The sequence below is a fragment of the Porphyromonas vaginalis genome, assembly GCF_958301595.1.
Taxonomy (GTDB): domain Bacteria; phylum Bacteroidota; class Bacteroidia; order Bacteroidales; family Porphyromonadaceae; genus Porphyromonas; species Porphyromonas vaginalis.
Map to the genome: position 1 here is coordinate 2049969 of NZ_CATQJU010000001.1, position 12441 is coordinate 2062409.

Annotated in this window: 13 protein-coding genes; 8 read left to right on the plus strand and 5 right to left on the minus strand. The window is 49.6% G+C overall.

What is annotated here, in order from left to right; translation table 11 throughout:
- Position 1: 1 nt before the first annotated feature.
- From msrB to serB, 3 genes are read right to left on the minus strand one after another with little or no spacing between them, the layout of a single operon-like run.
- Complete coding sequence (gene msrB / locus Q2J34_RS07900) at positions 2 to 970, minus strand: peptide-methionine (R)-S-oxide reductase MsrB (protein ID WP_300969849.1); 969 nt, start codon at positions 968 to 970, stop codon at positions 2 to 4.
- 28 nt (positions 971 to 998) lie between these two features.
- Complete coding sequence (locus Q2J34_RS07905; RefSeq protein WP_300969851.1) at positions 999 to 1319, minus strand: Dabb family protein; 321 nt, start codon at positions 1317 to 1319, stop codon at positions 999 to 1001.
- A gap of 31 nt (positions 1320 to 1350) precedes the next feature.
- Complete coding sequence (gene serB, locus Q2J34_RS07910) at positions 1351 to 2640, minus strand: phosphoserine phosphatase SerB (protein ID WP_300969853.1); 1290 nt, start codon at positions 2638 to 2640, stop codon at positions 1351 to 1353.
- 251 nt (positions 2641 to 2891) lie between these two features.
- On the opposite strand from serB, the gene gltX reads away from it, so the two are divergent.
- The 5 genes from gltX to rprY all read left to right on the plus strand — a co-directional run bounded on the left by gltX (position 2892) and on the right by rprY (position 8012).
- Positions 2892 to 4424 carry a glutamate--tRNA ligase gene (gene gltX, locus Q2J34_RS07915; protein WP_300969855.1) on the plus strand — a complete coding sequence of 511 codons (1533 nt, stop codon included), beginning with the start codon at positions 2892 to 2894 and terminating at the stop codon, positions 4422 to 4424.
- A 53-nt stretch (positions 4425 to 4477) separates the two neighbouring features.
- Positions 4478 to 4939 carry a S4 domain-containing protein gene (locus tag Q2J34_RS07920; protein WP_298886264.1) on the plus strand — a complete coding sequence of 154 codons (462 nt, stop codon included), beginning with the start codon at positions 4478 to 4480 and terminating at the stop codon, positions 4937 to 4939.
- A gap of 52 nt (positions 4940 to 4991) precedes the next feature.
- Positions 4992 to 5567, plus strand: coding sequence for an alpha-ribazole phosphatase family protein (gene cobC, locus Q2J34_RS07925; protein ID WP_298886266.1), 576 nt, complete (start codon positions 4992 to 4994; stop codon positions 5565 to 5567).
- Positions 5568 to 5672: 105 nt separating this feature from the next.
- Positions 5673 to 7196 (plus strand): sensor histidine kinase, encoded by a 1524-nt coding sequence (locus Q2J34_RS07930; RefSeq protein WP_298886269.1) that lies wholly within the window; start codon positions 5673 to 5675, stop codon positions 7194 to 7196.
- Positions 7197 to 7280: 84 nt separating this feature from the next.
- A complete protein-coding gene (gene rprY, locus Q2J34_RS07935) occupies positions 7281 to 8012 on the plus strand; it encodes a response regulator transcription factor RprY (protein ID WP_298886271.1) in 732 nt (243 codons plus the stop codon).
- A 244-nt stretch (positions 8013 to 8256) separates the two neighbouring features.
- Here rprY and Q2J34_RS07940 read toward each other — a convergent pair whose 3' ends face one another.
- Entirely contained in the window at positions 8257 to 8568 is a 312-nt protein-coding gene (locus tag Q2J34_RS07940) for a hypothetical protein (RefSeq protein ID WP_298886273.1), read from the minus strand.
- 693 nt (positions 8569 to 9261) lie between these two features.
- On the minus strand, positions 9262 to 9426 hold the full coding sequence (locus Q2J34_RS07945; protein WP_300969857.1) for a hypothetical protein: 165 nt from the start codon (positions 9424 to 9426) through the stop codon (positions 9262 to 9264).
- A 369-nt stretch (positions 9427 to 9795) separates the two neighbouring features.
- Here Q2J34_RS07945 and Q2J34_RS07950 point away from each other — a divergent pair, with 369 nt between their 5' ends.
- The 3 genes from Q2J34_RS07950 to Q2J34_RS07960 all read left to right on the plus strand — a co-directional run bounded on the left by Q2J34_RS07950 (position 9796) and on the right by Q2J34_RS07960 (position 12414).
- Positions 9796 to 10893 (plus strand): site-specific integrase, encoded by a 1098-nt coding sequence (locus Q2J34_RS07950; protein ID WP_300969859.1) that lies wholly within the window; start codon positions 9796 to 9798, stop codon positions 10891 to 10893.
- 100 nt (positions 10894 to 10993) lie between these two features.
- Complete coding sequence (locus Q2J34_RS07955; protein ID WP_300969861.1) at positions 10994 to 11287, plus strand: type II toxin-antitoxin system RelE/ParE family toxin; 294 nt, start codon at positions 10994 to 10996, stop codon at positions 11285 to 11287.
- 2 nt (positions 11288 to 11289) lie between these two features.
- A complete protein-coding gene (locus tag Q2J34_RS07960) occupies positions 11290 to 12414 on the plus strand; it encodes an ImmA/IrrE family metallo-endopeptidase (RefSeq protein ID WP_300969863.1) in 1125 nt (374 codons plus the stop codon).
- Positions 12415 to 12441: the final 27 nt, after the last annotated feature.

A 12441-nucleotide genomic window follows, 5' to 3' on the forward strand; every position in this document is an offset into this window, starting at 1 on the left:
GTTACTTCTTGAAGTAGCGCAGGTAGTCGCCATACCCCTCAGCCTCCAGACTGTCTAGGGGAATGAAGCGCAGTGCCGCACTATTGATACAGTAGCGCAGTCCGCCTAGCTCAGCGGGACCATCCTCAAAGACATGTCCGAGGTGAGCGTCGGAATCTTTGCTACGCACCTCGGTACGCACCATACCGTGTGAGCGATCGGTCGACTCCTTGATCAGCTGGTCGTCAATAGGCTTTGCGAAGGCGGGCCAACCGCAACCCGAGTCAAACTTGTCTAAGCTGAGGAAGAGTGGCTTGCCAGAGACGACATCTACATAGATTCCTGCCTCAGTGAGGTCGTAGTACTCATTGTCAAAGGCAGGCTCCGTGCCAGCCTCCTGCGTCACGTGATACTGCATCGGCGTGAGACGCTTGCGAAGTGTATCGTGATCTACGTAGCGCACAGAACTCTCGCGTGCTATCTGCGTTCGGCCGATGTGACAGTAACCTCCTGGGTTCTTGCGTAGATACTCCTGATGGTATCTCTCGGCTGGGTAGTAGTTGCTCAGAGGCTTGCACTCTACCACGACGGGGTCGGCATAAGCCTGTTGTAGCGAGGTGAGAGCCTTCTCGATGATGGGACGCTGCTCCTCTTTAGTATAGTAGATACCAGTGCGGTACTGGGTCCCGTGGTCGGCGCCTTGGCGATTGAGCGTGGTGGGGTTGATGACGGTGAAGTATCGCTCTAGGATAAAGCTGAGCGGCACACGTTCCGCATCGTAAACTACCTGAAGAGTCTCGGCAAAGCCTGTTTCGCCTGTGCAAACTTCCTCGTAAGAGGGTTGCCGTCCCAGCGTGCCATTGGCATAGCCTACCTCGGTAGAAATGACACCGTCGACCTCCTCAAAGAAGGCTTGCATGCCCCAGAAGCATCCTCCTGCGAGGTAAATGGTATCACCTTTTAGATGATTGAGAGCATTCTGAGTTTTCATAGGATTATTGTCTTGTCTACACATAGCGTTAGTGAGGATAATGGTCGTGCAGCTTATAATCAATGCAAGTACGACCCACTTTGTACGGTTTGATAAGTTCATTTACTATTTGGATATGAGATGGATGAGATGAGTAAATAGCGAGAGCCTCTAGATCCTCTACATCAGCCTGAAGCATGAAGGTAGACGCCTCGTTGGGGTTGCAGTTGAAGAAGACCTCCATTGACTCTAGCTCGAGGATTTGCTCGGGAAGGTCTTCAAGAAGGTTTTCAATCTTCTGCAGATGAGCCTGCTGCTCCTCAGCGGAGCCTGGTAGTTGTAGCGTGAAGATGACGCAATGACGTATCATGTATTATATAGGGGAGTAAAGATTTAGACGATTAGTGTTTGGGAAAGAGTGTCGAGCAGGTGCCATCCTTCATGCACTCGATCATCTGCTCATCAAAGAGCGAGTCCTTGTAGCCTAGGAAGTAAAGGATGCCATCGAGACCGACGGACGAGATGCGCTGCTCGGCACTTGCCTTGACCTTGGGCTTAGCGTGAAAGGCAATACCTAGTCCTGCTAGCGAAAGCATCGGCAGGTCGTTGGCACCATCGCCTACAGCTACCGTCTGCATGAGGTCCACACGCTCTACCTGAGCGATCAGACGAAGTAGGTCAGCCTTGCGACGTCCATCGACCACGTCACCGACGTAGCGGCCCGTGAGCTTGCCATCGGCCACCTCTAGCTCGTTGGCGTAGACATAGTCTATGTCAAACTTCTTCTGCAGGTAATGGCCGAAGTAGGTGAAGCCTCCCGAGAGGATAGCGGTCTTGTAGCCCATCACCTTGAGCGTGCGCATAAGTCGCTCACATCCCTCCGTGATGGGGAGGTTGTGTGCTATATCCTCCATGACAGAGACGTCCAGCCCCTTGAGCAGCGCGACACGCTCTGTAAAGCTCTCGATGAAGTCTATCTCACCACGCATAGCTCGCTCTGTGATTGCCTTGACCTGGTCGCCTACGCCAGCTCTCATGGCCAGCTCGTCGATCACCTCGGTCTGGATCAGCGTCGAGTCCATATCGAAGCAGATCAGGCGACGCATACGGCGAAACATACTCTCCCGTTGGAAGGAGATGTCCATATCAAGCTCGCCACTCATCTGTAGGAGGTCTAGCTGGAAGGTGTGGACATCCTTGATATTGCCACGCATGGAGAACTCGATGCTCGCCATCGGAGCCTGCTGCGTTTGGTCTAGCGGAATACGACCCGTGAGGCGGCGGATGTTATCAATGTTAAGCCCCTGATCGGCAGCCGCGCCAGCCACAGCCGATAGCATCTCAGCTGTCATCTTGCGCGCTACGACGGTGATGATGTAGCGATTTTTGCCTTGGGCATTGACCCACTCCCCATATTCGGTTGTAGAGATAGGAGTAAAGCGTATCTGTACATCAAGTTCGTACCCCTTGAAGAGTAGATCCTTCAGTACGGAGCCTGAGTCATTCTCGTTCATCTGGAAGAGGATGCCCAGGTTGAGGTGACTATGTATGTCGGACTGGCCGATGTCTAGAATGTATGCGCCATGCTCTGCGAGGATGCCCATGAGCGAAGCGGTCACGCCAGGGCGATCGTAGCCCTGTATGGTCGCTAGCATTAGTTTGCCCTGAGCATTTAGTAATGGTGTGTTCATCTGATTAGGTTAAGATAAGTCGTTAGCATAATGGTTTTAGCTCTCCAAAGGTAGTGAAAAATCCAAACTCATATTGCTTTTTGATGTTGCAGAGCTAGGGGCTAGTAGAGTGAGACCTCACTTTTTACTATCTTTGTGGCATATTTATGAGGAATCGGCACAGGAAGCTCTATAAGCTTATGTGCTACTAATACAGAAACAAACTAAAGGGCTGAGTAAGCAGCAGACAATAGTAATAAATAGTAACAGCAATGGTTCGAGTTAGATTTGCGCCTAGTCCCACAGGTCCCCTACACATCGGAGGCGTGCGGACAGCACTCTTTAATTATCTCTTCGCACGTCATCATGGTGGCACTATGGTGCTACGTATAGAGGATACGGATAGCAAGCGCTTTGTGCCTGGAGCTGAAGATTACATCATCGAGGCTCTACAGTGGCTAGGGATAGAGATCGATGAGGGGATCGGCAGTGCCAATCAGCCTTACGGACCCTATCGTCAGAGTGAGAGACGGGACATCTATCGGGAGTATGTGCAGCAGCTCATAGAGCGTGGCGCAGCGTACTATGCTTTTGATACCGTGGAGGAGCTAGAGCAGGCGCGACAGGAGATGCCTAACTTTAGCTATGACGCCTCTACTCGCTCTAAGATGCGCAATAGCCTCTCGCTACCTAGCGAGGAGGTGACTCGTCTGATAGAGTCTGGCGAGGAGTATGTGGTGCGCTTTAAGGTAGACCCCGACCGCGAGGTTGAGGTCGATGACTTGATCCGTGGCAAGGTGGTCATCAGCTCTACACAGCTAGACGACAAGGTCCTCTATAAGAGTGCAGACGACCTGCCTACCTACCATCTAGCCAATATCGTCGATGACCACTTGATGCAGATCACGCATGTGATCCGTGGTGAGGAGTGGCTTCCTAGTGCGCCACTGCATGTCCTGCTTTATGAGGCTTTTGGCTGGCAGGACTCGATGCCTCAGTTTGCACACCTGTCGCTCCTCCTGAAGCCTCAGGGTAGTGGTAAGCTGAGTAAGCGCGATGGAGATAAGCTGGGCTTCCCAGTCTTCCCTCTAGAGTGGCGCAGTCCAGAGGATGGCTCTATATCGATGGGCTATCGTGAGCAGGGTTACCTGCCAGAGGCTGTGAACAACTTCTTAGCACTACTAGGGTGGAACCCCGGTACCGATCAAGAGCTTTTTGCAGATCCGCATGAGCCTATCTCGTCTGAGCTGATCTCCGCCTTCTCACTAGATCGTTGTAGCAAGAGCGGTGCACGCTTTGACTTTGAAAAGGCCAAGTGGTTCAACCATCAGTACATACAGATCGTCCCCGTAGAGCGTCTCATAGCTTATATACGCCCAGCTCTCAGCGAGCGTGGCTTGAATCCTTCGGACGAGTTGCTCGGAGATGTACTTCTGACGGTCCGTGATAAGGCGCAACTGCTACCCGACTTACTCCCCGAGGTGCTTTACTTCTTCGTAGCTCCCACCGAGTACGACGCTAAGGGACTCAAGAAGCACTGGAAGGCGGAGACCCCTGGCTACTTACAGGAGATGATCACCCTCCTCGAGGGACTCCCGAGTGAGGCGTCACTAGACACGATCGAGCAGGCTCTCTACGACAAGATCAATGGTGATGAGCTACCTATGGGTAAGGTGATGAACGGCATACGTATGGCACTCGTGGGCGAACCGCGTGGCGCACGTATCCATGAGATCATATACTTGCTGGGCATCCCCGAGAGCGTACGACGTATGCAGCATGCTATAGAGGAGATCAAGCTATAGCTACATGGATCGAAGTAATCAATGAACTAAACTTTAGATATAACGACTGAATCATGAGTTTGCGTATCAACAAACTTCTGAGCGATGCAGGTATCGGATCGCGCCGTGAAGTGGAGAAGTACATCGTCGCTGGGCGTGTCACGCTCAATGGCGAGCGAGCTGAGCTAACGGATTTCGTGGTAGAGGATGATATCGTGACGCTAGATGGCGAGGAGCTCCCTGTCAACGATATCTTGCGTGAGGCACTCTCGATGAAGCACTACTTAGAGGCTCAACAGGAAGAGCGAGAGACCAGAGATGCTGCTCGGGAATACGCCCCACGAGGCGGAGGTCGCTCCAATCGTCCTGCCAAGTCTGGTCCCAAGAGAATGCGGTCAGACCGATATGGCGAGGAGCCTAGAGAGTCTAAGGGACATCCCAAAGGAAATAAATCTTACAAGGCTAAGGGTGGTGATGCTCATGGTCGTCGACGTGACAACCGTGGCAAAGACTTTAACAATGACGATAGGTGGTGATCCCAGCACCTATCTTGTTGCTAGATATGAATAGATAAAAGGAAACGAAAGGATGCAGATAACATTGGTCAGACATACCGCAGTATCACCTGAGTGGCAGGTCGTATGCTATGGTAATACAGACATACCTCTAGCAGACACATTTGCCGAGGAGGCTCCTCGTGTGGCTGCCCAGATTGATCTGTCTCTCTATGACCGCATCCTCTCCAGTCCACTCTCTCGTGCGCTCAAGTTGGCGCAGCACTGCGTACCACAAGGTACTAGGATAGAGATAGACGATCGTCTGAAGGAGATGAACTTTGGCGACTGGGAGGGGAAGCATTGGGACAGCATCCTAGAGGAAGATCAGGAGGTAGCAGCCTTCTTCGAGTACTTTATCGAGCAGCCAGCTCCTCGTGGCGAGTCACTACGAGACTTGTCACAGCGTGTTGCTGAGCTACTGGATGAGCTCTACACATCAGGTGCTCAGCGTGTGCTCCTCTTCTCCCATGGCGGTGTCATCAACGCTGTGAGAGCTATGGCGGGGCGCATCACGCTGCAAGAAGCTTTTGCTCAGATCCTACCTTATGGCAGCGTGACGACGATCGATCTAGATGAACTCATACATATAGATCAAATCAAGATCTGATAAAGTGTCTTACTTGCGTACGATAAGAAAGTAACTAACGTGGGAAAGCGAACTATTTGGACTATAATCATCTTGCTCGTGGCTATTGCGACGGCATCTATCTTGATGCAGTTGAGAAACTTTAGCTATGTCACGGAGCTATACAATGACTACTTTGAGACTTTGGCTCAGAGAGCATTGGATGAGGTCTCTCGTTCACTAGAGCGAGACGAGGTAGATCGTCAGCTGCGCTCGGTACTGACACAAAACGACCTACAGCGGTTTGGCTTGCAAGACTCTCTCCAGTCTGATCAGGAGGTGGGCGGAATACTATCGGCTAGCTACATGTCTGACGGCAGTGAAGTGTGGAATGGCTACGGCAATGCTAAGCGTGCGACCTGTCCTCCATGGGCACAGGCTCGCATGAATAGGCAGGGCACAGAGCATGCTAACGTATTGCAGAGTAAGTTGCTCAACACGTACTTCTACCACCGCAGCCTCCTTGATGAGGCGGTACTACGCACTATCCTAGAGCGCAATGATCAGCCTCTTAGACAGAGGGTCAATGTAGACTTCTTGCAGAGTGCACTGGTGCGTGAGCTGGAGCTCGTAGGCATCACGGAGAAGTTTGAGTTTACCATCCGTGATCGTAAGGGGCAGTCAGTCTACACGACCCTCCCGGAGGGTTACGACCCTTCACAACAGGCTCCTCTCGTGTTGCGGAGAGATATCTTCGTCCAGTCAAACTCTTATATAGATGAGCCAGACGATTCTGGTCTGCCCTATATTGAGCTGATCTTTACGGAGCATAGCCACCACATGGGCAATCTAATCTACACGATCCCCCCGATTGCTACGCTGGTGGTGATCGTGATACTCAGTGTGCTGGCCATTTTGATCCTTGTACGGCAGCAGCACTACCTGCGTGAGCGTGAGGACTTTGTGAGTAATATGACTCATGAGCTTAAGACGCCCGTTAGCTCCATACGTCTAGCCTGTGAGATGCTCGAAGACCCCTCTGTAGAGGAGTCGGAGGAGCGACGCAAGCGCATCACCCAGACCATGCTTAAGGAGGTAGATCGCCTCACGCTGCTCGTAGATCAGGTCTTACAGTCCTCAACGATGCAGCGTGGTGTGCTCAAGGTCTACCCCGTAGAGCTAGATGCTCACGAGGAGATTAGAGACCTAAGCAGTGCTTATGTTATGAAGATCACCGAGGCTCAAGGAGAGCTGGTGCTAGCTCTAGAGGCTGAGCACCATGAGGTCTTTTGTGATAAGATAGCCTTTCAGAACATTATATCCAATATAATAGACAACAGCCTGAAGTATTGCAAGGAGGGTGTACCGCCCATCATTACGCTCACCACGCGAAACGATGATACCTACCTTATCATAGATATACAGGATAATGGTATCGGTATCTCTCGTCAGGATAGGGGGCATATCTTCGATCAGTTCTATCGCGTCCATACTGGTGACCGCCATGACGTCAAGGGCTTTGGTCTTGGCCTGGCCTATGTACAGCGGGCTATCCAAGGCATGGGAGGCGAGGTCAAGGTCTTTAGCAAGCTCGGAGAGGGTACTAAGATGTCTCTCCGCATTCCCTTCCTAGTAGAGGGTGATTCTAAAATGCATAACAAGAAAAAGTAAACGATTCTTACTCAAGAACATCTAACTAACAAGAACATCTAACTAATAAGAAGCTAGATAATTCACAATAAATCAAATACAGCTATGAACAAGAAAGAGATTAAAGTATTCCTCTGCGAAGACGATGAGAGCTTAGGCTTGATGCTTCAAGAGTACCTTATAGCAAAGGACTATGAGGTAGACCTCTTTACAGATGGTGAAACGGGGCTAGAGGCCTTTGGTAAGGAAGAGTATGCGCTCTGCCTTATCGATGTCATGATGCCCAAGATGGATGGGTTCGAGCTGGCTAAGCAAATACGCGCTGCTAAACCCAATATCCCCATTATATTTGTCACTGCAAAGGATCAAAAGAAAGATGTGCTACGTGGCTTTAAGCTCGGTGCTGACGACTACATCACGAAGCCCTTTAGCATGCAAGAGCTCGAGGCGCGTATCTCAGCAATCATGCGACGCATCATCGGTGAGGAGCATGATGAGCAGCAGTTCTATCAGCTAGGCAAGCTGCTCTACGACACGAAGAAGCAGACCCTGACGACTGAAGATGGTAAGGTACTCACCCTAACCACAAAGGAAAACGACCTGCTGACGCTCTTCTGCGTATATGCCAACGAGACCCTCGAGAGAGACTATGCACTGAAGACTATCTGGGCTGACGCTAACTACTTCAATGCACGCAGCATGGATGTCTATGTGACCAAGCTCCGTAAGATCCTCCAGGCTGATCCCTCGCTAGAGATCAAGAATGTACACGGCAAGGGTTATCGTCTCGTCACTCCGATGAAAGAGATACCACAAGATCAGATCAAAAAGATCTAGTCTACCGCTTAAGGTAGCGTAAAAACACACCACCTGCCAGTGGCGACGAGGGTCCTAGTGCCTTCGTCGCCACTTGCTGTTTGTGGGTATACTGAGCCTGATACAAGATTATTGCTGTCCGATAAAGGTCTGAAAGGACATACCGAAGAGACTTTTATCAGACAGCAATAATTTTCTTTAGCTTCATCTTACACGACCGTATGTATGATGTACAGTGGTACGGCGGTGGGGGATAGCTAACTCTTTACTCTAAGTACATCTCCTCGAAGTCATACCCCTTTGGGGCTCGTCCTAGTTTAAAAAGATCATATTGAAGCTGGTAGGGAAGGCTCCCGCGTATAAACTTCTTATTGAACAAGCATTGTGTATCAATACTGCTATCCAATATGACTCCTCCTTTGAGGTATAGCTCTATACTCTCCCCATCAAGCAGATGCCGAAAACACTCAACATCTTTATCAAGCGATCTGTCAAAGTAATCAACACTATCAGAGTAGAGGATGAAGCTTTCAGCTGGTATCGATCTATACTTTTTGGCATGATAGGGCTTAATCATATATGCCTGTATCGAGTTACCCTGATGGAACCAGAGCAAGTTGTAATCATAAAATGCTACCGAATAGACATAGATTGAGTCGTTACTCAAAAGTAGCTCATCGACCAGTCTATTAGTCCTCTTTTGTAAACACAATTGAGGGCTACAACTAAGACACAATAAAGCCATCAATAAGACGACCACCATCCTTATATAACTACTTCTCATTTCGCGCATCCAGTTTGGAGCATAACCAAAACTTATTCCTTTCTTTATTAACAGTGATGTTTGAATTTGACCAAAACAGAAAAGACAAAACAAACAGTAAGATAGCCACATATAATCCCCTTTCAATACCCGATTTACGACAAAACACTCTGTCAAGCAACTCGTCATAATAGAAGGTAGTAGTATTATATCCAATTTGCAATCTTTCTCCGTTGGTTATATTAGTAGTATATTTCCGATTTCGATAAATAACCTCGACTATAGGATGTTGCCTTGAGCTATGTCTCATATCGATATTAACTATATTACAAGCTATATTGTATTGAGTAGTAGAGATGTTTCTCTCTCTTATATAAAGCAGAAACATATACGCCACAAAGAGGCCTAAGCCAATATTTATTAGACAAACAACGCTTCTTCTTTTCATTATTGGTTGTTGTTTTGGGTTGCTCTTTGAGTTTTACTATCGGCTGTTTTTGAAATGGTCTATCTGGAGTCATAGGTACTACCATTCAGGACGGTAGATATGCCATTTACTGGAAATGTCACCTTGCTGACAACAGGAAGTCCATTGCTCACGGCATCATAGCTGTAGAGATTGTCCATGATACCACAATGCCTCAGAACGTTAGAGTGTGTGATTGAGTTCATACTGCTTTCCTACTTATTTCGCCCATCCAATTCGGAGCATTTTTGTTATTTACCACAGCAAACAACCAAACACATGAACATAGATAAAGAATAAAGTACCAAGCGACATATCTTACTGTCACATCGTGTTGTTCAAATACTTTATCGCATTCTTTGTCGTAAAACAGTCTTATATTTTGGAGTGTGAAAGCACAGCGTCATTTGGTTACACAAACAGAAGACAAACGAACGACAAAAGCAGATAGAGATAAGCAAGTATCATAGCAGTGTTTGAGTCGAGAGCAGGGCATCGGGATTTATCTACCTTTGCCTTGCTTTTGTCGTGTTTTTGTTGTTACTTTGTTGCTCGGAAGAAACGAGCAACAGAAAATGAACGCAAACGCAAACGAACCAGTCAAGCTCCGCAAGCGCAAGACACGCACGGGGCTGTACAGCCTCTACCTAGACACATACGCCAACGGCAAGCGCACCTACGAGTACCTCCGCCTTTATCTCGTCCCCGAGAAGACGAGGGAGGACAAGCGCAAGAACAAGGAGACGATCCAGCTGGCGGAGGCGATCCGTGCTAAGCGAGTGATCGAGTACCACGAGGGACGGTACGGATTTGACACGAGCGAGCAGGACAAAGTGCTACTATTTGACTACTTCAAGGCGCAGATGGAGAGGCAGAAGCGCAAGACTGCGTACTGCTGGAGCGGTAGTCTCCAGTACATTATGAGGTACGAGAGGCGTAGGAACATAACATTTGCCGAGGTCACGCCCGAGTGGGTCAAAGGCTTCAAGGATTACATCGAGGGGCAAGAGCTGTCGCAGAACAGCAAGGCAATATACTTTGACAAGCTCCGAGCCTGCATCAATAAAGCGTACCGAGAGGGGATTATAACGGACAACCCCCTCAAGCGTGTCGGGAGCATCAAGCACGAGGAGAGCAAGCGAGAGTACCTTACAATAGAGGAGGTACAGAGGTTAGTAGCAACGGAGTGCGACAGCGAGGTGGTCAAGCGGGCATTCCTCTTCTCGTGCCTCACGGGGCTACGCAAGAGCGACATTATGCAACTACAATGGGGAGACGTACACAAGGAGGGCGACTATACACGTATCACCTTTCGCCAGCAGAAGACTGGCGGGCAGGAGTACCTAGACATCACACCCGAGGCTCGGGAGCTTATGGGAGAGGAGCGAGGGGCGGAGGAGTTAGTCTTTGACTCTTTTCCAGCCGTGTCGACTATAAGCGCAGTAATCAACGTATGGACGGCACGGGCGGGCATACGCAAGCACATCACATTCCACTCAGCCCGACACACCTTTGCAACGATGATGCTAACGCTCGGCACCGACCTCTACACGGTCTCCAAGCTCCTCGGGCATCGGGACATCAAGACGACCGAGATCTACGCTAAGATCGTGGACAAGGGCAAGCAGGAGGCAGTCGCTCGCATACCGTCCATACTGGGCAAGGAGGAGTAGCGGGCAACTATCCAGCAATATCGGATAGTTCAAAACTTACCAGCGTTTGGTAATTTCAAAAAGTATTTGTACCTTTGCAGTGTAAGAAAAGAAGAGGTTAATGCGAATCGTTTTTGAAGACCCTAGGCTTGAGAAGTTGCTAGCAAACAAGGCAAAGGCGTACAGAAAGTACGGACACAAAGCTATCAATACGCTCTACGCACGATTATCAGACATTGAGAGCGTGGCTAGTGTCTCTGAGCTTGCGATGTTGCCTGGAGACTTTCATCAATTAAAGCATAATATGAGCGGTTTATGGGCTTGTTCGCTGACGGGAGCCTTACGCCTTATTATGAGGGTTGAGGACGATATGACAGCCATTATCGAAATTACGGACTATCACAAACGCAAGTAGCTATGACAGACAAAAAGAACACATTCACAATCCCAGTAGTATCACCACCAGGGGCAACGCTGAAGGAACTCATAGACGAGTGGGGTATGAGCCAGCAGGAGGTCGCAGTCCGATTGGGAAAGCTACCAAAAGATGTAAGCTTACTTTTTGCGGGACGACTGAGAGTAACGCCAGACTGGGCTGAGCGTCTAGAGCTAGTCACTGGGCTGAGTCGTGGCTTTTGGTTGCGACGACAAGAGAGCTACGACGAGTATCTCAAGCGTGAGGAAGCAAAGCCACTTGCGAAGAGAGAGTGGGACAACTGGGCATCGCTATTCCCGACTAGAGAGATGATTAAGCGTGGCTGGATAGCTCCAGCAACCGCAGCCATTAGGGACATAACGGAGGCGGTGAAGTCGTTTTTCGCCACAACGTCCGCAGAGGCGTGGGGTGATGTCTATCTACAACGACTGCAAGCAAGCTTATTCCGCAAGAGCGAGAAGAGCGACCCATACGCTCTCCTTGCGTGGATTAGGCAGGGAGAGTTGCAAGCTAGAGAGCTATCAGCCACAAGAAGCGAAGAGTTTGGGGAGTATAGCAAGCAGGAGCTGAAGAAAGCAGTGCCAGCGATCAAGCAGGCTCTAGAGACACCAGCAGACGCACCTCGTAAAGTGCAAGACATCTTATTGTCGGTCGGGGTCAGATTAGTCTACCTTGAGAGCTTTCCCAAGGTGTCCGCCAACGGAGCAACAATCCACACGGGGAGGTACCCCATCATCATCTTATCAGACAGAGGCAAGCGGTACGACATCTTCGTCTTCTCTCTGATGCACGAGGTCGCACACCTATTGCTACACGTAGGCAAAGAGACCCCGATGCTCATTGACGACAGCGAGCAGGAGCGACTAGAGATAGAAGCCGAGGCGGACAAGTGGGCAACAGACACACTAGTGCCTAACGTGGACTTTGGTGCAATATTAGTACCACCCACCCCCGAAGAGGTGATCCAGCTAGCCAAGAGCCAAGGAGTACACCCGAGCATAATAGTCGGACGCTTACAGCACGAAAAGATAGTCTCCTACAGAGCAGGAGGAGCCACATACAAGAACTTGATAGAGAAGATAGACCTACAAACGGGGACTGTCTAATAAATAGTCACACAGCCACAAGCAAGA